Source organism: Microbacterium sp. NPDC019599, assembly GCF_040632175.1.
Lineage (GTDB): Bacteria > Actinomycetota > Actinomycetes > Actinomycetales > Microbacteriaceae > Microbacterium.
The window spans coordinates 1-23448 of the sequence record NZ_JBEYBL010000006.1 but is presented as its reverse complement, the minus strand read 5'-3'; the positions used below and the strand labels follow the sequence as shown (position 1 = coordinate 23448).

Here is a 23448-nt window from a genome sequence, read left to right as displayed (position 1 = left end):
CGACATCATCCACCAGCCCCCTCCCAGCCGTGGGCACGAGGCATCCGGTAACGTGGTGGGGTTGCCGAAGTGCGCACGACGCGCCGGCGAGAGAGCTGAATAGGGAGGGTCACGTGGACATCGATCTCGGACTGCTGCGAACTGTCGAGCGCGAGAAGGAGATCCCCTTCGACGAGCTCGTGCGGATCATCGAGCAGGCGATCCTGACGGCGTACGCGAAGCACACGTCGCCGACGGGCGAACTGCCCGAAGGCGCCCGCGCGGTGCTCGACCGCAAGACCGGCCATGTCGCCGTGTTCATCCCGCTCCTGGACGAAGAAGGCGCCGTCATCGGCGAGGAGGAGAGCACTCCCGAGGACTTCGGCCGTATCGCGGCCTTCGCCGCGAAGCAGGTCATCAGCCAGCGACTCCGCGACATCGCGGACGACGCCGTGCTGGGCGAGTTCCGCGGCAAGGAGGGCGACATCGTCGCCGGCGTCGTGCAGCAGGGCCCCAACCCGCGCATGGTGCACGTGGACCTCGGGTCGATCGAGGCCATCCTGCCGCCCGAGGAGCAGGTGCCCGGCGAGGAATACACGCACGGGTCCCGCCTGCGGGTCTACGTCACGTCCGTCGCGAAGGGTACGAAGGGCCCCTCGATCACGGTCTCGCGCACGCACCCCGGACTCGTCCGCAAGCTCTTCGCGCTCGAGGTCCCCGAGATCGCGTCGGGCCTCGTCGAGATCGTCTCGCTCGCGCGCGAGGCCGGTCACCGCACCAAGATCGCCGTCAAGGCGAACGACCCGACGATCAACGCCAAGGGCGCCTGCATCGGCGAGCTCGGCCGTCGCGTGCGGGCTGTCACGGAAGAGCTCAGCGGCGAGAAGATCGACATCGTCGATTACGACCCCGAGCTCGCGAAGTTCGTCGCCAACGCGCTGTCGCCCGCGAAGGTCACCTCGAGCTTCATCCTGGATGCTTCGAGCAAGGCCGTCCGCGCGCTCGTCCCCGACTACCAGCTGTCGCTCGCGATCGGCAAGGAGGGCCAGAACGCCCGCCTCGCCGCCAAGCTCACGGGCGCCAAGATCGACATCCAGCCGGACTCGATCCTGGAAGACGCCTGACGCGCGCCCTGGCCCCCGGGCTTTCGTCCGCCGCTGGCGTGTAGAATGGAACCTGTACGAACGTGCGTCGGATGCCGCACGCGTGCCTCCCGCTCCACTCTGCTCAGGGTGGTTGTCATCGATTCCGTCCTCGTCGCCGACGAGCGCGCTTCGATGCCGGGAAGGGGTGCGTGGGTGCACGAGACGCGCGAGTGCATGGATGCCGCCATCAGGCGCCGTGCCTTCGTGCGGGCATTGCGTGTGTCAGGCCCGCTTGACACGCAGACCATCGAGAAACGGCTGAACGGCTATGGAAACAAAGTGAACGGCTCGAAATGAGACCCGTCCGCTAGATCGGTCTGCCCTGTCCTGGGTAGACCCCCAGACAGGAGAATTGTGGCAAACGCCAAACCACGCGTGCACGAGATCGCCTCGGAACTCGGCGTCGACAGCAAGGTCGCTCTGGCCAAGCTGAAGGAGCTCGGCGAGTTCGTCAAGAGCCCCTCGTCGACGATCGAGCCCCCCGTGGCTCGAAAGCTCCGCGCTGCCCTCGAGGCGGACGGAGCCGCGGCCAAGCCGGCCGCTGCCGCCGACCAGAAGCCGGCGGCTTCCGCGCGCCCTTCGGGCCGCCCCGGTCCCGTGCGTCCGGCCGCGCCTTCGGGGCCCGCCGCCGCGCCTGCCGCGCGCCCCTCGGGCCCGACTCCCGGACCCGCGCGCCCCGCCGCGCCTGCGGCTCCGGTCGCGCCCGCTGCCGAGGCCGCGCCGGCTCCCGCCGCTGAGGCCGCGCCCGTGGCTCAGCCCGCGCCGGCCGCCGAGGCACCCGCTCCCGCGGCCCCCGCCGCGCCGGCCAGCAGCGCGCCCAAGCCGGGTCCGGCTGCCCCGACCCCGGCCCCGCCGCGTCCGGGTGGCGCTCCGCGCCCCGGCAACAACCCCTTCGCCTCGAGCCAGGGCATGGGTCAGCGCCCCGCCGGCCCGCGTCCGGGCAACAACCCCTTCGCATCGAGCCAGGGCATGGGCCAGCGCCCCAACCCGGGCAACATCCCGCGTCCGCAGGCTCCGCGCCCGGGTGCGCCGCGTCCCGGCGCTCCGCGTCCCGGCGGCGCAGGCCGTCCCGGCGGCGGCGGTCGGCCCGGCGCGCCCTTCCAGCAGCGTCCCGGCGGTCCCGGTCGTCCCGGCGGTGCCGGCGGCGGCGGGTTCCAGCGTCCCGGCGGCGCGCCCGGTGCGGGTGCTCCCGGCGGCGGCTTCGCCGGTCGTCCCGGCGGCGGTGGCGGCCGTGGCCGTGGTCCCGGCGGCGGCACCGCGGGGGCCTTCGGCAAGGGCGGCGGCAAGTCGAAGCAGCGCAAGTCGCGTCGTGCGAAGCGGCAGGAATTCGAGATGCGGTCGGCGCCCGTCGTCGGCGGCGTCAACGTCTCGAAGGGCAACGGCGAGATCATCCGCCTGCGCCGCGGCGCGTCGATCGCGGACTTCGCGGACAAGCTCGAGGCTCTGCGCGGCTACACCGTGCAGCCCGGCACGCTCGTGACGATCCTCTTCAACCTCGGCGAGATGGCCACGGCGACGGAGTCGCTCGACGAGGCCACGTTCGAGGTGCTCGGCGCCGAGCTCGGCTACAAGATCCAGATGGTCTCGCCCGAGGACGAGGACAAGGAGCTCCTCGAGGGCTTCGGTCTCGACCTCGAGGCCGAGCTGGAGGCGGAGAGCGAGGACGACCTCGAGATCCGGCCTCCCGTCGTGACCGTCATGGGTCACGTCGACCACGGTAAGACGCGACTGCTCGACGCCATCCGCCAGACCAACGTGGTCGCGGGCGAGGCCGGCGGCATCACGCAGCACATCGGTGCCTACCAGGTCTGGACCGAGCACGACGGCATCGAGCGCGCCATCACCTTCATCGACACGCCGGGTCATGAGGCGTTCACCGCCATGCGTGCCCGTGGTGCGCAGGTCACCGACATCGCGATCCTCGTTGTCGCGGCCGACGACGGCATCATGCCGCAGACGGTCGAGGCGCTGAACCACGCCCAGGCGGCCGACGTGCCGATCGTCGTGGCGGTCAACAAGGTCGACAAGCCCGACGCCAACCCGGCCAAGGTGCGCCAGCAGCTCACCGAGTACGGCCTGGTCGCCGAGGAGTACGGCGGCGACGTCATGTTCGTCGACGTCTCGGCGCGTCAGGGGACCGGCATCCAGGAGCTCCTGGACGCCGTCCTGCTGACGGCGGACGCGGGCCTCGACCTCACGGCCAACCCGAACAAGGACGCGCGCGGTGTCGCGATCGAAGCCAAGCTCGACAAGGGCCGCGGATCGGTCGCCACCGTCCTCATCCAGTCCGGAACGCTGCGCGTCGGCGACGCGATCGTCGCGGGCACGGCCTACGGCCGCGTGCGCGCCATGATCGACGAGAACGGCGATGCGGTCGAAGAGGCCTACCCGTCGCGTCCCGTCCAGGTGCAGGGCCTCAACTCGGTCCCGCGCGCCGGTGACACGTTCATCGTGACGGAAGAGGACCGCACGGCCCGCCAGATCGCCGAGAAGCGCGAAGCGGCCGAGCGCAACGCCCAGCTGGCCAAGGCCCGCAAGCGCATCTCGCTCGAGGACTTCACGCGCGCTCTCGAAGAGGGCAAGGTCGAGTCGCTCAACCTCATCATCAAGGGCGACGTGTCGGGTGCCGTCGAGGCGCTCGAGGAGTCGCTCCTCAAGATCGAGGTCGACGACTCCGTCCAGCTGCGGATCATCCACCGCGGCGTCGGCGCGATCACCGAGTCGGACATCAACCTCGCGACGATCGACAACGCGATCGTCATCGGGTTCAACGTCCGCCCCGACACGAAGGCGCGCGAGCGCGCCGCTCGCGAGGGCGTGGACGTCCGGTTCTACTCGGTCATCTACAACGCGATCGACGACGTCGAGCAGTCGCTCAAGGGTCTGCTCAAGCCCGAGTACGAAGAGGTCCAGTCCGGCGTGGCCGAGATCCGCGAGGTGTTCCGCTCCTCGAAGTTCGGCAACATCGCGGGTGTCATCGTCCGCTCCGGCACGATCACGCGCAACGCCAAGGCGCGCGTCATCCGCGACGGCGTCGTCATCGCCGATGGCCTGGCCATCGAGTCGCTGCGCCGCTTCAAGGACGACGTCACCGAGGTCCGCACGGACTTCGAGTGCGGTATCGGCCTCGGCAAGTACAACGACATCCAGATCGGCGACGAGATCGAGACCACCGAGATGGTGGAGAAGCCTCGCGGCTGATCTCGGTCACGCACGGCTCCGGTGACGGATGCCGCTCAGACAACAGGACCCCCAAGACCCCGACTGTCTGAGCGGCATCCGTCACCTCCGCCTCCACCGTCGTCAGCCGCCTCGGGCGGGAAATAGGGCAGGAAGTAGGAAGAAATGGCCAGCGAACGTCAGGCACGCCTCGGCGACCGCATCCGCGTCATCCTCGCGGAGCGCCTCGAGAAGGGGCTGCGCGACCCGCGCCTGGGCTTCGTCACCATCACGGACGTCCGCGTCACGGGTGACCTGCAGCACGCGTCGGTGTTCTACACGGTGCTCGGCTCCGAGGACGAGCGTCTCGCCTCCGGTGAGGCACTCAAGTCGGCGACCGGGATGCTGCGCTCCGAAGTGGGCAAGCACCTCAACGTCCGCCTTACCCCGACCCTCGAGTTCATCCCCGACGCCCTCCCCGAGAACGCGGGACACATCGAGGACCTCCTCCGCGAAGCGCGCGAGCGCGACGCGGTCGTGGCGGGGCTCGCGTCGACCGCGGCCTACGCCGGCGACGCCGACCCCTACGTCAAGCCCCGCGAGCTCGAGGACGACGAGGACTGATCCTCGCCCACCGCCACAGCGTCGGATTTCACCACAGCGTCGGACCGGAACAACCTTCCGCGTCCGGCGCTGTGGTTTTCTGTGACGTTGCGGCGATCTCAGCGGGGAAGGCGCAGCATCCCGTCTGCCGCCTCGACGAGCCCGTCCGCGATGCGCCGGTCCGGTGTTCAACGTGCGCCGATGTCGCGCCCGAACGCCGCGATCAAGTCTCGGTACGCGGCCCGCTGGCCCGCTCGTCCGCTCTTCGACTCGGTCGCCTCCATGGGCTTCCGATACGCGAGCGCGGAGTCCCACGCGCGGCGCCAGGAGGGCCCCCATTGTCGCCGCAGATACGCGGGATCGGCCTTGAGCTTGGCGTCTTCGCCGGGACCGGTGCGGGTCACGAAGAATTGCTCCATGAAGTGGTCGTAGGCGCGTTCCGCTTCTTTCGAGAACAGCCCTCCGTAGACGTGCCTGAGGCGGTCGAGGGTCCGCTTGCGGGCGAGGACCACCTGCGGAGACAGCCGGCGCCAATCGCCCACGCACACGAAGAAGCACAAGACGTCGTTGGCCTGCGGCATCATCTCCTCGTAGATCGCGAGCCGCTTGGCAACCAGTGCATTGTTGATCGCTTTTCGGCGATCGATCCAGATTCCGATCCAGGCGCCGACCGCGCCTCCCAGCGCTCCGATGAGCGCCGTGAGAAGGAGGGTCGGGACGTCCGTCCCGGCACCCGAGTCGGCGGTCGCGAGCACCACCTCCGCCAGCGGGACCGCCGTCTCACGCATCGACGAGCCCTCCCCTCTCGTGGCGTGGGCGACGGATCAGCTCCTCCACATGCAGTGGAAATGCTCGATCGGGCAGTTGCGCGATGAGCCAGGACCACGCATCCTCAACCACGGCGACTCGCGCCTGGTGCCCCTGGTCCGGCGCGTTCTCGTCCACGAGCCCGATCGGCTGGAGGTGGGCGGCGGCCAGCACGACGACCGCCCAGTCCGCGCGACTGACATCCATGAGAACCATGGGCGCGCTCGTAACGACGCACAGCAAGTCGCGGACAGTCGCCCAACGCGGATCCACGCCGATGGCCGCCGCCGTCGTGGGCGCGATCGGCCAGTACGTGAGGTCCTCGTAGCGGTCTTCGAGCTCGCCGAATGCGCCCGGCGTCGCTCTCCAGATCCGCGGATCTATGCGGACGAAGCGGGACCCGAGACCCAGTCGGAATGCGGCGTAGGCGAGGCGGCTGACCGCGTGGCGCCATTCGAGGTCGTCGCCCGGCCTGCGTCGGCCGAGCTCTCGGGCGATGCACTCTATTCCGCTCAAGAGGACGTCGGAGGAGTCCGCGGAGATCGCCGCGTCGGCTGCGACGCCTGCTGATCGCACGACGAGCCTCGACGGAGCAGCCTCCGAAGACTCATCGGCGTCGTGCGCGGCCATCTGGAAATCCGCGGCGAAGTGTCCGAGAAGCATGTCGACGCGACGGGGGCCCTCACCACCGTGGTCCATCTCGTCATCGAGGATTTCCGCGTCGTCAGGTCGATCCTCGTCGCTGAACGGTGCGAACGGACGCGGGGGCCGCTCGCCCACGGGTGCGGGCCCCTCGTCGCCGTCGCGGCCGACGAAGACCCGGCGAACGAACTCCACCAGGTCGTCGAGCTGATCGAATCCCAGCTCCTGTTGGAAGAGGAACACCCCCCTCTGGAAAGAGCCGCGCGTCGCGGAAAGGCCGAGCGCACGCCCGCTGACGACGACAGCGTCGAAGTGCGGGGACGCGATGAAGACGCTCGGCGCACTAATCTCGCGCTCTTCGGAATCAGCGTCGGCGTCGCGACAGCTCGCGAACGCGATGCCCCCCGACGGATCGAAGGCGTCGATGTACCAGGCGGGCGCGCTCATGGGCGCTGCCGCCCTTCATGCGCGACCGAGACGAAGTCGATGCCGTTGAGCGCAAGGGCCGTTGCGGCGCGACGGCGTGCGCTGCGCCAGACCAGCTCCTCGAGCGACGGCGCGGGGCCGCGCGTCGCCCGCTCCGCGATCATCCCATCGATCGCCACATCGCCGACCGCCGTTCGCGCCTGCATGACGTCCACCGCCGTGAAGGGGCCCTGTCGCGGAACTTCGAGATAGTCCTCGTCCGCGAGCACCGCGGACGAGACGACGGCGGTCGTCAAGAGCCGGCCGCGGTGCGGTGCCGAGCTGTCACGGAGCTTCGCGACGACCATGTCACACAGCTGGGCCCACGTACCGGCGATCAGCTCGGCCTGATCCGCAAGCGATGCGCCAGCCTCGATCCGATCGGCGATCGGCGGCCTCAGCAGGTCGTAGGAGTTCCGGTAGAGCACGAGCTGATCATCTGCGGGCGCGGGCAGGACGAGGCTGATGTCGCCGTAATAGCGCATGCCGGCGCCATTGACCTCGACTGCGCCGTAGTAGAGATCCTCCGGCCGCACCGTCTCCCGCGCCGGGTGCCGGTCAGTCGCCACGTCGGCGACGGCTCGATCGATCCGCTCCCGGCGAGTCGGCGGTCGCTCGCCGACGGTCGCGGCCGGATCCGCTTCGAGATCGTAGGCATTGAGGTACCGGTCGGCGAGGACAGCCGGCACATGGACGCAGGACAGGTTGAAGACCACCCGCGCTCCTGCACCGGCGCGGCGCCCGCTGTCGATTCCGATTCCTTCGACGACCCGGCGCACGATCTCCGCGTTCGCGGCTTCGTAGTGGACGGCTTGTTCGTCCGTCACGATCCAATCGGCGATCACGGCCAGCCCCCGCAGGTCGATAATCCAGATGTGCGCGCCACCGCGCTCTCGCCCGGATCGTAGCAACGCCGGCCCGCACCATCAACGCCCCGACGCGCTGTCGAATCGGCGTCGATGTCAATGGGGGCCAGTGGCGTCCTCACGCCGGCAGGCGCAGCATCCCGTCTGCCGCCTCGGCGAGCCCGTCCGCGATGAGCGAGTCGACGGCCCGGTCGCGCTGACGCGCGTCGGGCCAGTCCGCCAGCAGGTCGTCCAGCGGCACGGCGTGCGTGTCGGCGTGGCGGAGGACGCGGAGCACTGCGCCGCGCGCCTGCCGGGCGCTGCCCTCGTACTTCGCCTGCCGGCGCCGGGCGTCGCCCGTGTCGGGATACCCCGCGGCGCGCCACGCGCACATGCGCGCGAGCGGGCAGGCGTCGCACTGCGGCGCCCGCGAAGTGCACACGGTCGCGCCCAGCTCCATCGTCGCGGCGTTGACGACGGCCGCCTCGGCGTCGTCCTGCGGGAGCACGGACTCCATCGCCGCCAGGTCGCGGCGGGACGGCGATCCGGGCTGCGACCGCCCGTCGACTGCGCGGGCGAGCACCCGTCTCGTGTTCGTGTCGACGACGGGATGCCGCATCCCGTACGCGAAGACCGACACGGCGCGTGCCGTGTAGTCGCCGATGCCGCTCAAGGCGAGGAGCGCCTCGACGTCGCTCGGCACGACGCCCTCGTGGCGGTCCCGGATCTCCACGGCCGCGCGGTGCAGCCACAGCGCGCGGCGCGGATAGCCGAGGTTCGCCCACTGCCGGACCGCCTCGGCAGGCGGCGCCGCCGCGAGGTCCGCCGGCGTGGGCCAGCGCTCGAGCCACGCCTCGAGGTGGGGGATCACGCGGTTCACGGGCGTCTGCTGCAGCATGAACTCGCTCACGAGCACGCCCCACGCGCCGAATCCGGGCCGGCGCCACGGGAGGTCGCGCGCATCGTCGCGGTACCACTCGATGAGCGGCGTGGCGAGGTCGGGCACGCGGTCCACCCTATGCGGGCGCGGCCAAGGCGGCGCATCGCACCGGGCCGGGCGCGGCCCGGGCGGGCTGCACGCCGTGCGGGACGGCGGGCTCGCACACCCGGCCTAGGCTGGACGCATGCGCCTTCCGACCACCCCCGTGACGAGGCTCTGGCGGGAGCTGCGCGACGAGGTCCGGCTGCACTACCGCGCCGGACGGGTGATCGTCGCGGTCGACGGCCGGGACGGCGCCGGCAAGACGATCTTCGCCGACGGGCTCGCGGCGGTCTTCGCGGAAGACGGCTCGGCGGTCTTCCGCGCCACGATCGACGACTTCCACCGGCCCCGCGCGGAGCGGTACGCCCGCGGCCGGACGTCGCCCGAGGGGTTCTATCGCGACTCCTTCGACTACGCGACCTTCCGCCGTGTCCTGATCGACCCCTTCCGCGCGGGCCGGCAGACCACCGCGACGGGATTCCAGCTCGCCGCGTTCGACGTCACTCGCGACTCGGCCGTCGAGTCCGCCTGGGTCACGGCGCCGCGCGACGCCGTCCTCATCGTCGACGGCATCTTCCTCAACCGCCCCGAGCTGAGGGGCCTGTGGGACTGGTCGGTGTGGCTCGACGTCCCGGTCGACGTCGCCTTCCGGCGGATGGCCGAGCGCGACGGCAGCGACCCCGATTTCCTCGCGCCGTCCAATGCGCGCTACCGCGACGGGCACGACCTCTATCTCCGCGACCACGATCCGCGTCACGCCGCCTCGGCGATCGTCGACAACACCGACGTCGAGCGTCCGCAGCGCATCTACCGGGACTTCTGCTGATGCCTGCCGCCCCGCCGCCCGCCGCGAAGCCCGCTCCCGGCATCCTGCTCGTCGACAAGCCGGGTGGGATGACGAGCCACGATGTCGTCGCGCGCGCCCGGCGTGCGCTCGGCACCCGCAAGATCGGCCACGCCGGCACTCTCGACCCCATGGCGACGGGCCTGCTCGTGCTCGGCGTCGAGGGCGCGACGCGCCTGCTGACCTTCATCGTCGGCCTCGACAAGACGTACGAGGCCACGATCCGGCTCGGCGTCGAGACCGACTCCGACGACGCCGACGGCCGGATCGTCGCCGAGACGGATGCCTCGGCCATCGCGTCTGCCGACATCCTGGCCGGCGTCGCGGCGCTCACGGGCGCGATCTCGCAGGTCCCGAGTCGCGTGTCGGCGATCAAGGTGGACGGCAAGCGGGCGTACGACCTCGCGCGCGCGGGTGTGGACGTCGATCTCAAAGCCCGCGACGTCACGGTGAGCCGCTTCGAGGTGCTCGCGGAGCGCCGCGAGGGAGCCGTCATCGACCTCGACGTGGTCGTGGACTGCTCGAGCGGCACCTACATCCGCGCGCTCGCCCGGGATCTGGGCGGAGCGCTGGGCGTCGGCGGGCATCTGACCGCCCTCCGACGGACGCGCATCGGCCCGTTCGAGGTCGCGGCAGCCGCCGGCATCGACGACCTCGCCGACGCGCGGAGCCTCGCCCCGGCCGACATTGCGGCAGCCGTGCTCGGGCGGATCGACGTCACCGCCGACGAGGCGCGGGACCTCCGGCACGGCAAGCGACTCGGGGGAGCGGCATCCCGGATCTCGGGCTCCCGCGCCGCGGCCGTCGACCCGGACGGAGCGCTCGTCGGGATAGTCGAGCGCCGCGGCGCCGACCTCAAGAGCGCCATGAACATGCCCGAGGAGCCCTCTCGATGATCCTGTGGTTCACGCTCGTCCAGGTGGGCGTCGCCGTCGCGGCGGGCCTGCTCTGCCTCATCGCGGGGCTCGCGGGGCGGCGGCCCAGCGACTGGACGGTCGGCTCGCTCGCTCTCGTCGAGGTGCTGCTGATCATCCAGGTCGTCGTCGCGATCGTGGCGCCCCTCGTCGGGAACTCTGCGACGGGGTCCGTGCTGGAGTTCTGGGTCTACCTCGTCTCGGCGGCGCTGCTGCCGCCCGCCGCCGTCGTGTGGGCCCTCCTGGAGCGCAGCCGCTGGAGCACCGTCATCATGGGCGTCGCAGCCCTCTCGGTCGCGGTCATGGTGTGGCGCATGCACGTCATCTGGACCGTGCAGCTGGCCTGATCCCCGCCGGGCCCCTTCGCGCCGGCGGCTAGAATCGGACAGCGATGTCTTCGTCTTCTCCCGCCCCCCGCTCCCGCCGGATGACCGGCATCGGCCGCGTCCTCGTGATCGTCTACGGCATCATGGCGCTCGCCGCGACCGGTCGGTCGTTCGTCCAGATCGTCGAGAAGTTCGACGAGGCTCCGCTCGCGTACACGCTCTCGGCGCTGTCGGCCGTCGTCTACATCGTGGCGACGCTCGCGCTCGTCTTCGCGGGGCGGCGCGGCTGGTACATCGTCGCGTGGGTCGCGATCGTGTTCGAGCTCGTCGGCGTCCTCGTGATCGGCACGCTCAGCCTCGTGCTGCCGGAGCTGTTCCAGCATCCGACCGTCTGGTCGCTGTACGGCTACGGCTACGTCTTCATCCCGCTCGTGCTGCCGTTCTTCGGCCTGTGGTGGCTCGTGAAGCACCCGCCTGCGCCGGCGACGGACGAGCGGGCGGATGCTGCTCCCGCCGCGGTGACGCGATGATCGTCTTCCGCGATCCGGCCGAGGTGCCGGAGGGCTTCGGGCCGTCGGTCGTCGCGATCGGCAAGTTCGACGGCGTGCACGCGGGCCACCGCGCAGTCCTCGAGCGCGCGCAGGTCGACGCGTCCGCGGGCGCGAAGGTCGTGGCCGTGACCTTCGACCGCAATCCGCTCAGCCTCCTGCGGCCCGAGCTGTGCCCCGACGACCTCATCGGCGTGACGCAGAAGCTGCAGCTGCTCGCCGAGACCGGCATCGACGCGACCCTCGTGCTGCGCTTCGACGAGGCCCTCGCGGGGCTCTCGCCGCGCGAGTTCGTGGAGCGGGTGCTCGTCGACGCGCTGGGCGCGCGGACGGTGCTTGTCGGCACGGACTTCCGGTTCGGCAAGGGCGGCGCGGGCAACCCGGACGTCCTGCGCGAGCTCGGTGCGGAGCTCGGGTTCCGCGTCGACGTCGTGGGCGACGTGCGTCAGGTCGACAGCGACCGGCGCGTCTCGTCGACCTGGATCCGCGAGCTCCTGTCGCAGGGCGACGTCGAGACCGCCGCGCGCCTCCTCGGACGCCCCCACGCCGTGTGGGGCGAGGTCGTCCACGGCGCGAAGCGCGGTCGCGAGCTCGGCTTCCCGACGGCGAACCTCTCCAGCGATCTCGAGGGCTTCATCCCGGCCGACGGCGTCTACGCGGGCTGGCTCGTCGACGAGGGCCCGGCCGGCGACGCGGACCGCCTCGAGCCGCGGCGTACGACGAGATACCCGGCCGCGATCAGCGTCGGCTCGAACCCGACGTTCGATGACGTCGTCGAACGCCAGGTGGAGGCGTACGTCCTCGACGAGACCGACCTCGACCTGTACGGCCGGATCGTCGAGGTGCAGTTCACGGCGCGCGTGCGCGGCATGGTCGCCTTCGAGGGGATCGACCCTCTCATCGCGCAGATGACCGACGACGTCGTGCGCGTCCGGTCGCTCCTGGCCTGAGCCCGCGGGTCAGTCGCCTCTTACCGCGGGTCGGCCGGCTCCCGCCCTGCGCCGAGTGGCCAGAACTTCGGGCATCTGGATGCCGAGATGCCAGAACTTATGGCATCTCGGCATCCCGTCTTCCGACACCCGGCCCCAGCCCGCGCGGCCGCTCCCCGCCCTGCGCCGAGTGGCCAGAACTTCGGGCATCTGGATGCCGAGATGCCAGAACTTGTGGCATCTCGGCATCCCGTCTTCCGACACCCGGCCCCAGCCCGCGCGACCGTAGACCCCGTGAGGGGCCCGCTCTACGATCGAGACCGTGGATGCCCTCCTCGCCGTCGCGGATCCCGCCGCGGCGCCCTCGGTCAATCTGTGGGGCGCGCTGGGCTGCGCGGTGGCGTACTCGGCATCCCTTCTCGCGACCCTCGACGCGTTCGCCGACTGGATCCTCGCCCGCGCCGACTCGCCGGCCGGCAGACTGACGCCCGCAGTAGGATTGAAGTTCGGGTCGAAGATCGCGTCCGCCGTGATCGTCGTCGTCGCAGCGGCCATCGTCCTCGCTCTCGACGAGAACTGGTTCGCCTTCACGAGCCTCTCGATCGCTTTCGTCGTGATCGTCGCGATCGGCCTCGCGGTGCTGCTGAGGCACTCGCGGGTCGTGGCCGCGGCCAGACCGCCCGGCGGATGACGCGGGAGATCCCCGCCGATCCGACATCCTCGAGAAGGAGAACCATGAGCCGGACCGAACTCCAGACGCTCCCCGAGCGCGCCGTCGAGCTCTTGGGCGGCGAGCCCGACGACACGACGCTGCGCCGGTATCTCCACGGGCTCGCCGGCGTCGACGCCGTCGGCCTCGAGCAGCGCGCCGCCGACCTCGGCACGCGCTCGATCAAGACGACGTCGAAGGCATGGGCGCTCGACAAGATCATCGAGCTCATCGACCTCACGACCCTCGAGGGGGCCGACACCCCCGGAAAGGTCCGGTCGCTCGTCGCGAAAGCGCTGAATCCGGATGCCGCGGACCCGACGTGCCCGCGCGTGGCCGCGGTCTGTGTCTACGGCGACATGGTTCCCTACGCCGTCGAGGCGCTCGGGTCGGCCCACGGCGATCCCGACGACGGCGGCGTGAGCGTCGCGGCCGTCGCGACGGCGTTCCCGAGCGGCCGCGCGTCGCTGGAGATCAAGCTCGCCGACACGGCGGAGGCGGTCGCGCACGGCGCCGACGAGATCGACATGGTCATCGACCGCGGCGCCTTCCTCGCCGGCCGCTACGGGCTCGTGTTCGACCAGATCGCCCGCGTCAAGCAGGCCTGCCGCCGCGAGGACGGCACGTACGCGTCGCTCAAGGTGATCCTCGAGACGGGCGAGCTCACGACGTACGACAACATCAAGCGCGCGTCCTGGCTCTCGATCCTCGCGGGCGGCGACTTCATCAAGACCTCGACGGGCAAGGTCCAGCCCGCGGCGACCCTGCCCACGACGCTCCTCATGCTCGAGGTCGTCCGCGACTGGCACCGCGCGACGGGCGAGAAGATCGGCGTGAAGCCCGCCGGCGGCATCCGCACGTCGAAGGACGCCATCAAATACCTCGTGACGGTCGCCGAGATCGCGGGGGAGGAGTGGCTGCAGCCGCACCTGTTCCGCTACGGCGCGTCGAGCCTGCTAAACGACGTGCTGCTGCAGCGGCAGAAGCTGCGCACGGGGCACTACTCGGGCGCCGACTACGTGACGATCGACTGATGCTTCGACAGGCTCAGCAACCGGAGAAGAGACAGAACACATGAGCTTCCTCGAGTACGCACCCGCCCCCGAATCCCGCGCGATCCTGCACCTGCGCGACGAGTACGGACTCTTCATCGACGGCGAGTTCCGCGCGGGCACGGGTGAGACGTTCGCGACGATCTCGCCCGCCGACGAGACCCACATCGCGGCGATCGCCTCCGCGAGCGAGGCGGATGTCGACGCCGCCGTCGCCGCCGCGCGCCGCGCCTTCGACAAGACGTGGTCGAAGATGAGCGGACGCGACCGCGGCAAGTACCTCTTCCGCATCGCCCGCCTCGTGCAGGAGCGCGCCCGTGAGCTCGCCGTCGCAGAGAGCCTCGACAACGGCAAGCCCATCAAGGAGAGCCGGGATGTCGACATCCCGCTCGTCGCCGCGTGGTTCTTCTACTACGCGGGCTGGGCCGACAAGCTCGACTACGCGGGTCTCGGCTCCGACCCGAAGCCGCTCGGAGTCGCGGGCCAGGTCATCCCGTGGAACTTCCCGCTCCTGATGCTCGCGTGGAAGATCGCTCCCGCCCTCGCGGCCGGCAACACCGTCGTGCTGAAGCCGGCCGAGACCACGCCCCTCACGGCGCTCCTCTTCGCCGAGATCCTGCAGCAGGCCGACCTGCCGCCCGGCGTCGTCAACATCGTGACGGGCGCCGGTGCGACGGGAGCCGCGCTCGTGCGGCATCCCGACGTCGACAAGGTCGCCTTCACGGGCTCGACCGCCGTCGGCCGCGAGATCGCGAAGGCCGTCGCGGGCACCGACAAGAAGGTGACACTGGAGCTCGGCGGCAAGGCCGCCAACATCATCTTCGACGACGCCCCCATCGAGCAGGCCGTCGACGGCATCGTGACGGGCATCTTCTTCAACCAGGGCCAGGTGTGCTGCGCCGGAAGCCGCCTGCTCGTCCAGGAGGCGATCCACGACGAGGTCGTCGACCGGCTCAAGACCCGCCTGTCGACGCTGCGCCTGGGCGATCCGCTCGACAAGAACACCGACATCGGCGCGATCAATTCGCTCGAGCAGCTCAACCGCGTGCGCGAGCTGAGCCGCATCGGCGACGAGGAGGGCGCCGACCGCTGGACGGCGGACTGCGTCATCCCCGACAAGGGGTTCTGGTTCGCCCCCACGGTCTTCACGAACGTCCAGACGAGCCACCGCATCGCGCGCGACGAGATCTTCGGGCCCGTCCTGTCGGTCCTGACGTTCCGCACGCCCGCCGAGGCGATCGAGAAGGCCAACAACACGCCCTACGGGCTCTCGGCCGGCATCTGGACCGAGAAGGGCTCGCGCATCCTCGCCGTCGCCGACCGCCTGCGCGCCGGCGTCGTGTGGGCCAACACCTTCAACCGGTTCGACCCGTCGAGCCCGTTCGGCGGCTACAAGGAGTCCGGCTTCGGCCGCGAGGGCGGACGCCACGGGCTGCAGGCCTACCTGAAGGGCGCGCCGACCTCCGGCGCTCCGCCCATCGCGAAGGCCGACCGCGCGGCGAAGGGGATCTCGAAGTGAGCAAGCGACTGACCGTGCCCAAGACCTACAAGCTGTTCATCGGCGGCGCCTTCCCGCGCAGCGAGTCGGGCCGCACGTACTCGGTCGTCTCGGCCAAGGGCGACTTCCTGGCCAATGCGGCACTCGCGTCCCGCAAGGACGCACGGGATGCTGTCGTCGCGGCGCGCGGCGCCGTCAAGGGGTGGTCGGGCGCCACCGCCTACAACCGCGGCCAGGTGCTGTACCGCGTCGCGGAGCTGCTCGAGGGACGCCGCGCGCAGTTCGTCGACGAGATCGTGCAGCAGACGGGAGCCTCGACCGCGGTCGCGCAGACCGAGGTCGACGAGGCGATCGACCGGTGGGTCTGGTACGCGGGCTGGTGCGACAAGTTCGCCCAGGTCGCCGGCAACGGCAACGCCGTCGCGGGTCCCTACTTCAACATCTCGGTGCCCGAGCCGACCGGCGTCGTCGGGATCATCGCGCCGCAGGACACCGCGCTCCTCGGCCTCGTCTCGGCGATCGCCCCCGCGCTCGTGACGGGCAACTCGGTCGTCGTCATCGCGTCGCAGCGCTACCCGCTGTCGGCCATCAGCCTCGCCGAGGTGCTCGCGACCTCCGACGTGCCCGGCGGGGTCGTCAACGTCCTGACGGGTTCGCCCGCTGAGATGGCCCCGTGGCTCGCCTCGCACCCCGAGGTGCATGCCCTCGATCTCGTCGGCGCGGGCGACCTGGACTGGGTCGACCTGCAGATCGCGGCCGCCGACACCGTCACGCGCGTGCTTCCCCCCGAGCAGGGACCGGATGCTGCGGCCCCCAGCCTGCAGCGCATCGCGGCGTTCACCGAGACCAAGACCGTCTGGCACCCGAAGTCCCTCGTCTAGCACGACGGAATCCGCGGAAAAGAGGTAACGAAAAGGTAACGGTGCATGTAGGGTGATCTCCACGTCGATGACGACGTGACCACCCGGAGGACATGCCCGATGCCCGCCCACCCCTCATCCGACACCCGTGATCGGATGCAGGCGCTCGCCACCGTCTGCGTGCTCGCCGTCGTGAGCCTCGTGATCGCCTTCCTCGGCGCGGCTCCCGCGCGTGTGAGCGCGACAGAGCTCATGGGCGACGAGCGCGCCCCCGCAGAGCCCGCGTTCGTCGTGAGCCACCGCGGCGGCGGTGCGCTGGCGCCCGAGAACACGCTTCCCGCCGTGAGTGCCGCGCTCGCCGCCGGGTTCGACTACCTCGAGGTCGACCTTGCGCTCACGGCGGACCGCATCCCCGTCCTCATGCACGACAAGACGGTCGACCGCACGACCGACGGCCACGGCCGCGTCGCGGCCCTGACCCTCAAGCAGATCAAGGCGCTCGACGCCGGGTCGTGGTTCGACAGCGCATATGCCGGGACGCAGGTCCCGACGCTCGAGGAGTTCCTCGAAGTGCTCGCGCCGTCCGGGCGACGGGCGCTGCTCGAGCTCAAGGGCGAGTGGGATGCCGAGGCAGGCGCCGCCCTGATCGAGACGCTCCGACGGCACGGCCTGGAGCGCCGCGTAGGGATCGTGAGCTTCGACCCGCGATCGCTGCTGGCCACGAGCGGAGCGTCGGAGCTCGCCTTCCGGCTCCTGATCCTCAAGCGGCTCCCGCGCGACATCGCGCAGGCGGTCAAGGGCGCGGACGCCCGCGGGATCATCGTCGACTGGAAGGCCGTGGCCCGCCGTCCCGAGGTCGTGGAGGAGATGCACGAGCTCGGCCTGCGGGTCGTCGTCTACACGCTGAACACCGACGTCGAGTGGAAGGACACCGTCGAGGCCGGCGTGGACGGGATCGTGACGGACGAACCGGCGCGGCTCCTCGAGTGGCAGGATGCCTGGGCGCGAGCCGACGAGTAGCCTTGACTCATCGCGGAGCGGAGGTGCGCTGTGAGCGGTCGTTCGTATACGGGCGTCGCGGCCCTCGCGCTCGCAGCCACGCTCCTGGCCTCTTGCGCCGCGGAACCCGTCGCCGAGCCGACGCCTTCCTCGTCGACGGCCCCGCCGTCGCCCTCCGCCAGTGCGTCCCCGACTCCATCGCCGACGCCGACGCCGACGCCCAGCGCGACCGCCTCCGGTGACGACATCGCCCTTCCTGCCGCGTGCGAGGACCTCTACTCCGCGAGCATGCTCGCGTCGCTGAACGCGCAGGCCCCGCCCCTCAACGACCCGGGCGTGACGATGTACGCGACGCAGAACGTCGACCTGCTCGAGATCCTGAACTCCGGCATCCCGACCATCCGCTGCACGTGGGGCGCCCCGAGCGAGTTCGGGCTCGCGACGAACGTCTCGATCGTCGACGCGGGCCAGTCGGCGGCGATCCTCACGGCGCTGCGGAACGCGGGCTTCGGCTGCGCGGAGGTCGACGGCGGCACGATCTGCCGGATCTCGCAGCAGCGGGTCGACCTCGACGACAACGTCGTGAAGTTCGGCGAGACCCACTACGTCCGAGGCAACGGCTGGGTGTCGACCTCGTGGCTCAACTTCGCACCCGTGGGGTACACGGAAGACATCGTCGACACGCTCTGGGGCTGATCGGGCCGTGGAAGCGCTAGACTGAGCGGCGGGGAACCCGATCCTGTCGCCGCGGCTCGCTGAAGCGAGTGCCAGCGGCCGGGGCAGAGGCATCCCATCCCGCGTCAGTGACGGCGCACGCGCCGCCCGCGGGAGCTGTGCAGACCACAGCCGGTCGTCCGACCGGTCGCCTGGCCGGAGCATCCGGCAATCGACGCTCAGGAGGAGCATGCCGACTACGGCATCCACCGCGCAGTCCGCCCGTTCGGCGCAGCGGCGCAGGAAGCCCACGACGTCGCGTCGCGACGACGAGGCACCCGTCATCCCGATCCTCGCCCGCAAGGTGCGCGAGGTCGAGGCCAAGGCCCAGCGCGGCAAGCTGGGCCCCACGAACCGCGTGAAGTTCCAGGTCATCGCGTTCCTCGTCCGCGAGGAGAGGGCGCGTGTCAAGACCGACACGGCGATCTCGGATGCCGCGCGCGCCGAGCTGCTCAAACGCCTCGACGGTGTCGCGACGATCCTCGCGAAGACCGCCGCGCGCGACACGAGCCTCATCCAGCTGCTCGAGGTCGACCAGGCCACGTCTCCGGTCGCGCGCCGCATGCGCCGCGACTGGCTGCTGGAGTCCGGCGCCGAGCTTCCGCCGGACGAGCTGATCATCACCGACACCGCACCTGCTGCCGCTCCGGTCGTGCCCGCCGCGCTCGCCGAGCGCCAGGTCGTGCCGCCGCAGGTCGAGTCGCGACGCGAGTCGAACCCCTTCCTCGCGCCCGACCTCACGATGCGCGCGCCGAAGTCGACGCCGCGACGGCGCCTGGACGGCTGGGAGCTCATGGGCCCCCTGTACAAGGCGTTCGAGACGGGCGCCGGCGGCGGGTCCGCGACGATGGACCTCCCGCCCGTCCCCGAGTTCGATCGGCTCTCGCCGCGCGGCCTGGATGTCATGCCGCACCAGTCGAGGTTCCTCGAATCCGTCCGCGAGGGGCACCGCACGTTCCTCCTCGCCGATGAGCCGGGCCTCGGCAAGACGGCGGAGTCGGTGCTGGCAGCATCCGTCGCCGGCGCCTACCCGCTGCTCGCGGTCGTGCCCAACGTCGTCAAGATGAACTGGGCCCGCGAGGTCGAGCGGTGGACGCCGCAGCGCCGAGCGACCGTCATCCACGGCGACGGCGAGGCGATCGACGCCTTCGCCGACGTGTTCATCGTCAACTACGAGATCCTCGACCGCCACCTGTCGTGGCTCTCGACGATCGGCCTTAAGGGCATGGTCGTCGACGAGGCCCACTTCATCAAGAACCTCACATCGCAGCGGTCGCAGAACGTGCTCGCGCTCGCGACGCGGATCCGCGAGCAGGTGCGCAACCCGCTGCTGCTCGCGCTGACCGGAACGCCGCTCATCAACGATGTCGAGGACTTCGACGCGATCTGGCGGTTCCTCGGGTGGACGAACGGCGAGAAGCCCGGTCCCGTCCTCATGGAGAAGCTCGACGAGACGGGCCTCACTCCCGCCGACAAGTCCTTCTACCCTGAGGCTCGCGACGCCGTCATCTCGATGGGGATCGTCCGGCGCAAGAAGAAGGATGTCGCGGCCGACCTGCCCGACAAGCTCATCGCCGACCTGCCCGTCGAGCTGGACGACGAGTTCGGCCGATCGATCCGCGAGGCCGAGCGCGAGCTCGGCGACCGGCTCGCGGCGAAGTACCGCCGCATCATCGAGGCGCGCGGCGACCGGGGCCTCGCCCCCGGCGAGATCGACGAGGACATCGTGCGCCTCGTCGCCCACAACGAGCTCGAGGAGTCGAAGGCCGCCGGCACGGGCGCCGAGAACGTCTTCACGATGGTCCGCCGCATCGGCCAGGCCAAGGCGCAGCTCGCGGCCGATTACGCCGTTCAGCTGCAGCGCTCCGTGGGCAAGGTCGTGTTCTTCGCGAAGCACATCGACGTCATGGATCAGGCCGAGGCGCACTTCGCGGCCGCGGGCCTGAAGACCGTGTCGCTGCGCGGCGACCAGGCGACGACCGCGCGCCAGCAGGCGATCGACGCGTTCAACAACGATCCCTCCGTCGGGATCGCGGTCTGCTCGCTGACGGCGGCGGGCGTCGGCGTCAACATGCAGGCCTCGTCCAACGTCGTGCTCGCGGAGCTGTCGTGGACGGCCGCCGAGCAGACGCAGGCGATCGACCGCGTGCACCGCATCGGCCAGGACGAGCCCGTCACGGCGTGGCGCATCATCGCGGCGCACACGATCGACACCAAGATCGCCGAGCTCATCGACTCCAAGCAGGGGCTCGCGGCCCGGGCGCTCGACGGCGAGGCCGTCGACCCGCAGTCGAGCGACTCCGTGCAGCTCTCGGCGCTCATGCACCTCCTGCGCAGGGCGCTCGGGGGGGCATAGCGGGAGCGGTTCGGCTCGAGGCGGCGCTGCGCTGGGCGCGGCGTCGCCTTCGCCTTGCGTGGGCGGGCTCTGCCGTGGGGTCGGCGCGACCCGCCGTGCGCTTCGGGTAGCCCTGCAGACGCACGCGGTCAACCCCTCGCGGCGAGGGTGCCGGCATCCGTACCGTCGGTCGCACCCCAGGTGAGGAGGCAATGATGTCCGATCCCACGTATCCGCCCAGGCGCGACCCCGACGACCCGCTCGTCGCGGCTGCCGACGACGTGATCGTCGGTCCGCGCGGCGACGAGCCGCTCGATGAGGATCTCGACGACGACATGCTCGACAGCGCCGAGGCCGACGAGCAGGCCGCCCGCGAGGGCACGAAAGGCATGCCCGACGGCGAGGTGTGAAACTCAGCGACGGGCGCTCCTGCGGGGGTGCCCGTCTTCGTGCCGGGCCATCGCGGGAGGCGCCGGATACTGACGGCCGGGCGTGTGGCACGGCCGATGGATCCGGCGCTAGTGTCGGGGGAGGCAGCGACGCCGCTCGAAAACCCTCCCGACCGAAGGACCACACATGAAGATCGGCATCCTCACCAGCGGCGGCGATTGCCCGGGCCTCAATGCGGTCATCCGCGGCGTCGTCCTGAAGGGGACGACGCACTACGACCTCGAGTTCGTCGGCATCCGGGACGGCTGGCGGGGCGTCGTCGACGGCGATTTCTTCCCCCTCACGCGACACGAGGTGAAGGGTCTGTCGAAGGTGGGCGGGACGATCCTCGGCACTTCGCGGACCAACCCCTACGAGGGCCCGCGCGGCGGCGCCGAGAACATCTCCAAGACGCTGTACGGCCACCGCATCGACGGCATCATCGCGATCGGCGGCGAGGGCACGCTCGCGGCGGCGAACCGCCTCGCGAACGACGGCATCAACGTCCTCGGGGTCCCCAAGACGATCGACAACGACCTGCGCGCGACGGACTACTCCTTCGGCTTCGACACGGCCGTGAACATCGCCACCGACGCGATGGACCGCCTCCGGACGACAGGCGACTCGCACCAGCGCTGCATGGTGGCCGAGGTCATGGGCCGCCATGTCGGCTGGATCGCGCTGCACGCCGGCATCGCGGCCGGCGCACACGTCATCTGCATCCCCGAGGTGCCCCTCTCCATCACCGAGATCGCCGGCCAGGTCTCCAAGGCGCACGACCGCGGTCGCGCGCCGCTCGTCGTGGTCTCCGAGGGCTTCACCCTCACCGGCATGGAAGAGGCCTTCAGTGACAAGGGCCTCGACGCGTTCAACCGCCCGCGCCTCGGCGGTATCGGCGAGGTCCTCGCGCCGGAGATCGAGCGCATCACGGGCATCGAGACCCGCGCGACGGTGCTCGGGCACATCCAGCGCGGCGGCTCGCCCTCCGGCTTCGACCGGGTCCTCGCGACGCGCCTCGGCCTGCACGCGGCGGACGCCGTCGTCTCCGAGGCCTGGGGCCAGATGGTCGCCCTCCGCGGCACCGACATCGTCCGCGTGCCCTTCGCCGACGCGCTCGGCGAGCTCAACACCGTCCCGCAGTACCGATACGACGAGGCCGCCGCCCTCTTCGGCTGATCTGCCGCTTCGAGGGCCGGGCTCCGTAGCTGCGGATGCCCGGCCTTCGTCATCCCCGGCTGCCCCGCCCTTCGTCATCTCCGGGTGCCCGGCCTTCGTCATCTCCGGATGTCGGCTCCCTGCATCGCCCGGTGGCCCCGGCTCCCAGCATCTGTCCGCTCCCCGTCGACCCGGGCTCGGCCGTCTACCCACCTCTTGCGTGACACCCGGGTGTGGGTGTCTCAGAAGTGGTGGTAGCGGCGCGCGTCAGGTCGCGTCTTGTGTGACACCTGAGTGTGGGTGTCTCAGAAGTGGTGGCCGCGGCGGCCGTCAGGTCGCGTCTTGTGTGACACCTGAGTGTGGGTGTCTCAGAAGTGGTGGCCGCGGCGGCCGTCAGGTCGCGTGTTGTGTGACACCTGAGTGTGGGTGTCTCAGAAGTGGTGGTCGCGGCGGGCGTCAGGTCGCGTCTTGTGTGACACCTGACCCTGGCGGGTTGAAGCCCCGCAGCGACCGCGGGTCATGTACGGCCGGGACGCCAGCCGGCGCTCAGCAGGGCGTCGGTCGCCTTGTCGATGGCTGGCTGCGGGTCAGGATGCAGATGGTGGCTCAAGATCCTCACGTGCGTCCAGCCGAGGCCGCGGATGGCGTCCCAGCGGTCTGCATCACGTGCGAACTGCACGTCGTCGAAGGCGTGCGTCCGTCCGTCATGCTCGACAGCGACCCGATATCTCGGATATGCCAGGTCAAGACGGGCGACGAACCGCCCTGAGCTCGCTCGCAGTTCCCAGTTCAGTTCGGGTTCGGGGAGCGACGCGCGAGTGAGGGCGAGCCTCAAACGGGTCTCCTCGGCCGTTTCGGAGCCGACTCGGATCTCCTCCAGAGCGCGCGCGAGCAGGCGACCTCTGATGTCTCCGCCCTCGATGACCTCGCGACGAAGATCTGCGACAGTGAGCAGCCTTCGCGCCGGGAGCACGAGGAACTCCGCCGCTGCGATCACGTCGTCGAGGTCCCAGGCCCAAGCGGCCTGCCGCCACAACCGAGCGGGATGCTCCGTGGGTATGCCGTTCACGATCTGCCGCGCGGGCTCGCGCAGTTGCAGTCGATGCCCGACGACGCCCGTGCGGCGTGGCTTGCCGTCCGGATGACGCGCGGAGACATGCAGGTGCCGTTCGGCTGCACGCGTGAAGGGGAGCGGCGCCCCGAACAACGCCAGGCCCGTCTCATGGCTGACGAATTGTTCGGGGGTGAGCGCGGGAGCGACGTGGTCCACGCGCATCAACAGCTCGTCCCGGAGCCGCTCCATCTTCGCAGTCGGCGTCTCGGGACGGGACGGTGCACCCGCGGAGCGGACAGGTGCCCGCACTCCGCGCGTCGGCGTGAAGAGATCGCTCGCACGCAGTCGCGAAGGGGACACGGAGCTTGGCCCGGTTTCCCGGACACCTGAGATGAGGCGATGATCGTCTCGGAAGGAGTCTGTGAGATGCCCGCACCACATTCACCGGAGTTCCG

General features: G+C 70.7%; 23 protein-coding genes. 18 read left to right on the top strand and 5 right to left on the bottom strand.

The genetic code is table 11. The features are described from left to right. The first annotated feature begins 113 nt into the window (after nt 1-113). The 4 genes from nusA (at nt 114) to rbfA (ending at nt 4907) form a co-directional block, all read left to right on the top strand. Complete coding sequence (gene nusA, locus ABZ477_RS11785; protein WP_360132787.1) at nt 114-1103, top strand: transcription termination factor NusA; 990 nt, start codon at nt 114-116, stop codon at nt 1101-1103. Nucleotides 1104-1148: 45 nt separating this feature from the next. Then, nucleotides 1149-1421 carry a YlxR family protein gene (locus tag ABZ477_RS11780; protein WP_360132784.1) on the top strand — a complete coding sequence of 91 codons (273 nt, stop codon included), beginning with the start codon at nt 1149-1151 and terminating at the stop codon, nt 1419-1421. A 78-nt stretch (nt 1422-1499) separates the two neighbouring features. Then, a complete protein-coding gene (gene infB / locus ABZ477_RS11775; RefSeq protein WP_360133410.1) occupies nt 1500-4325 on the top strand; it encodes a translation initiation factor IF-2 in 2826 nt (941 codons plus the stop codon). 144 nt (nt 4326-4469) lie between these two features. Continuing rightward, on the top strand, nt 4470-4907 hold the full coding sequence (rbfA, locus tag ABZ477_RS11770; protein WP_360132782.1) for a 30S ribosome-binding factor RbfA: 438 nt from the start codon (nt 4470-4472) through the stop codon (nt 4905-4907). Between the two features lie 167 nt (nt 4908-5074). On the opposite strand, the gene ABZ477_RS11765 is transcribed toward rbfA, so the two are convergent. The 4 genes from ABZ477_RS11765 to ABZ477_RS11750 form a co-directional block, all read right to left on the bottom strand. Beyond that, nucleotides 5075-5674, bottom strand: coding sequence for a hypothetical protein (locus ABZ477_RS11765; RefSeq protein ID WP_360132779.1), 600 nt, complete (start codon nt 5672-5674; stop codon nt 5075-5077). Continuing rightward, on the bottom strand, nt 5667-6782 hold the full coding sequence (locus ABZ477_RS11760) for a hypothetical protein (protein ID WP_360132776.1): 1116 nt from the start codon (nt 6780-6782) through the stop codon (nt 5667-5669). Before ABZ477_RS11760 ends, ABZ477_RS11765 begins: the two co-directional genes overlap by 8 nt. Then, a complete protein-coding gene (locus ABZ477_RS11755; protein ID WP_360132773.1) occupies nt 6779-7645 on the bottom strand; it encodes a hypothetical protein in 867 nt (288 codons plus the stop codon). The genes ABZ477_RS11760 and ABZ477_RS11755 overlap by 4 nt, the downstream gene beginning before the upstream one ends. 139 nt (nt 7646-7784) lie before the next feature. Continuing rightward, entirely contained in the window at nt 7785-8651 is an 867-nt protein-coding gene (locus tag ABZ477_RS11750; RefSeq protein WP_360132770.1) for an A/G-specific adenine glycosylase, read from the bottom strand. A gap of 118 nt (nt 8652-8769) precedes the next feature. On the opposite strand from ABZ477_RS11750, the gene ABZ477_RS11745 reads away from it, so the two are divergent. From ABZ477_RS11745 to ABZ477_RS11680, 14 genes are all read left to right on the top strand, one after another. Beyond that, nucleotides 8770-9453, top strand: coding sequence for a uridine kinase (locus ABZ477_RS11745; RefSeq protein ID WP_360132767.1), 684 nt, complete (start codon nt 8770-8772; stop codon nt 9451-9453). After that, the gene (gene truB, locus ABZ477_RS11740) at nt 9453-10367 is read left to right on the top strand and encodes a tRNA pseudouridine(55) synthase TruB (RefSeq protein WP_360132764.1); all 915 of its coding nucleotides are present in this window, start codon (nt 9453-9455) and stop codon (nt 10365-10367) included. Before ABZ477_RS11745 ends, truB begins: the two co-directional genes overlap by 1 nt. Then, on the top strand, nt 10364-10732 hold the full coding sequence (locus ABZ477_RS11735; RefSeq protein WP_360132761.1) for a hypothetical protein: 369 nt from the start codon (nt 10364-10366) through the stop codon (nt 10730-10732). The genes truB and ABZ477_RS11735 overlap by 4 nt, the downstream gene beginning before the upstream one ends. 44 nt (nt 10733-10776) lie before the next feature. Beyond that, nucleotides 10777-11241, top strand: a complete 465-nt coding sequence (locus ABZ477_RS11730) for a hypothetical protein (RefSeq protein WP_360132758.1) — start codon at nt 10777-10779, stop codon at nt 11239-11241. Then, nucleotides 11238-12209: a bifunctional riboflavin kinase/FAD synthetase gene (locus tag ABZ477_RS11725; protein ID WP_360132755.1), complete on the top strand. Its 972-nt coding sequence runs from the start codon at nt 11238-11240 to the stop codon at nt 12207-12209. The genes ABZ477_RS11730 and ABZ477_RS11725 overlap by 4 nt, the downstream gene beginning before the upstream one ends. Before the next feature lie 301 nt (nt 12210-12510). Then, nucleotides 12511-12879, top strand: coding sequence for a hypothetical protein (locus ABZ477_RS11720; RefSeq protein ID WP_360132752.1), 369 nt, complete (start codon nt 12511-12513; stop codon nt 12877-12879). A 44-nt stretch (nt 12880-12923) separates the two neighbouring features. Beyond that, nucleotides 12924-13931, top strand: a complete 1008-nt coding sequence (gene deoC, locus ABZ477_RS11715; RefSeq protein ID WP_360132749.1) for a deoxyribose-phosphate aldolase — start codon at nt 12924-12926, stop codon at nt 13929-13931. Nucleotides 13932-13971: 40 nt separating this feature from the next. Then, nucleotides 13972-15468 carry an aldehyde dehydrogenase family protein gene (locus ABZ477_RS11710; RefSeq protein ID WP_360132746.1) on the top strand — a complete coding sequence of 499 codons (1497 nt, stop codon included), beginning with the start codon at nt 13972-13974 and terminating at the stop codon, nt 15466-15468. Further along, nucleotides 15465-16328 carry an aldehyde dehydrogenase family protein gene (locus tag ABZ477_RS11705; RefSeq protein WP_360132743.1) on the top strand — a complete coding sequence of 288 codons (864 nt, stop codon included), beginning with the start codon at nt 15465-15467 and terminating at the stop codon, nt 16326-16328. The genes ABZ477_RS11710 and ABZ477_RS11705 overlap by 4 nt, the downstream gene beginning before the upstream one ends. A gap of 99 nt (nt 16329-16427) precedes the next feature. Beyond that, the gene (locus ABZ477_RS11700) at nt 16428-17327 is read left to right on the top strand and encodes a glycerophosphodiester phosphodiesterase family protein (RefSeq protein WP_360132740.1); all 900 of its coding nucleotides are present in this window, start codon (nt 16428-16430) and stop codon (nt 17325-17327) included. Nucleotides 17328-17357: 30 nt separating this feature from the next. Beyond that, the gene (locus ABZ477_RS11695; protein WP_360132737.1) at nt 17358-18002 is read left to right on the top strand and encodes a hypothetical protein; all 645 of its coding nucleotides are present in this window, start codon (nt 17358-17360) and stop codon (nt 18000-18002) included. Nucleotides 18003-18210: 208 nt separating this feature from the next. Beyond that, the gene (locus ABZ477_RS11690) at nt 18211-20376 is read left to right on the top strand and encodes a DEAD/DEAH box helicase (RefSeq protein WP_360132734.1); all 2166 of its coding nucleotides are present in this window, start codon (nt 18211-18213) and stop codon (nt 20374-20376) included. A 194-nt stretch (nt 20377-20570) separates the two neighbouring features. Further along, complete coding sequence (locus ABZ477_RS11685) at nt 20571-20765, top strand: hypothetical protein (RefSeq protein WP_360132731.1); 195 nt, start codon at nt 20571-20573, stop codon at nt 20763-20765. 166 nt (nt 20766-20931) lie between these two features. Then, the gene (locus ABZ477_RS11680) at nt 20932-21960 is read left to right on the top strand and encodes a 6-phosphofructokinase (protein ID WP_360132728.1); all 1029 of its coding nucleotides are present in this window, start codon (nt 20932-20934) and stop codon (nt 21958-21960) included. A 496-nt stretch (nt 21961-22456) separates the two neighbouring features. Here the strand turns inward: ABZ477_RS11680 and ABZ477_RS11675 are convergent, their stop codons facing one another. Beyond that, complete coding sequence (locus tag ABZ477_RS11675; protein ID WP_360132725.1) at nt 22457-23242, bottom strand: hypothetical protein; 786 nt, start codon at nt 23240-23242, stop codon at nt 22457-22459. Nucleotides 23243-23448 lie beyond the last annotated feature (206 nt).

Bases quoted from the DNA above. Each gene is read 5' to 3' on its own strand.
- ABZ477_RS11780 (WP_360132784.1), top strand. From the start codon at position 1,149: ATGGAACCTGTACGAACGTGCGTCGGATGCCGCACGCGTGCCTCCCGC.
- rbfA (WP_360132782.1), top strand. From the start codon at position 4,470: ATGGCCAGCGAACGTCAGGCACGCCTCGGCGACCGCATCCGCGTCATC.
- ABZ477_RS11765 (WP_360132779.1), bottom strand. From the start codon at position 5,674: ATGCGTGAGACGGCGGTCCCGCTGGCGGAGGTGGTGCTCGCGACCGCC.
- ABZ477_RS11760 (WP_360132776.1), bottom strand. From the start codon at position 6,782: ATGAGCGCGCCCGCCTGGTACATCGACGCCTTCGATCCGTCGGGGGGC.
- ABZ477_RS11745 (WP_360132767.1), top strand. From the start codon at position 8,770: ATGCGCCTTCCGACCACCCCCGTGACGAGGCTCTGGCGGGAGCTGCGC.
- truB (WP_360132764.1), top strand. From the start codon at position 9,453: ATGCCTGCCGCCCCGCCGCCCGCCGCGAAGCCCGCTCCCGGCATCCTG.
- ABZ477_RS11735 (WP_360132761.1), top strand. From the start codon at position 10,364: ATGATCCTGTGGTTCACGCTCGTCCAGGTGGGCGTCGCCGTCGCGGCG.
- ABZ477_RS11730 (WP_360132758.1), top strand. From the start codon at position 10,777: ATGTCTTCGTCTTCTCCCGCCCCCCGCTCCCGCCGGATGACCGGCATC.
- ABZ477_RS11725 (WP_360132755.1), top strand. From the start codon at position 11,238: ATGATCGTCTTCCGCGATCCGGCCGAGGTGCCGGAGGGCTTCGGGCCG.
- deoC (WP_360132749.1), top strand. From the start codon at position 12,924: ATGAGCCGGACCGAACTCCAGACGCTCCCCGAGCGCGCCGTCGAGCTC.
- ABZ477_RS11710 (WP_360132746.1), top strand. From the start codon at position 13,972: ATGAGCTTCCTCGAGTACGCACCCGCCCCCGAATCCCGCGCGATCCTG.
- ABZ477_RS11700 (WP_360132740.1), top strand. From the start codon at position 16,428: ATGCCCGCCCACCCCTCATCCGACACCCGTGATCGGATGCAGGCGCTC.
- ABZ477_RS11690 (WP_360132734.1), top strand. From the start codon at position 18,211: ATGCCGACTACGGCATCCACCGCGCAGTCCGCCCGTTCGGCGCAGCGG.
- ABZ477_RS11685 (WP_360132731.1), top strand. From the start codon at position 20,571: ATGTCCGATCCCACGTATCCGCCCAGGCGCGACCCCGACGACCCGCTC.
- ABZ477_RS11680 (WP_360132728.1), top strand. From the start codon at position 20,932: ATGAAGATCGGCATCCTCACCAGCGGCGGCGATTGCCCGGGCCTCAAT.
- ABZ477_RS11675 (WP_360132725.1), bottom strand. From the start codon at position 23,242: ATGGAGCGGCTCCGGGACGAGCTGTTGATGCGCGTGGACCACGTCGCT.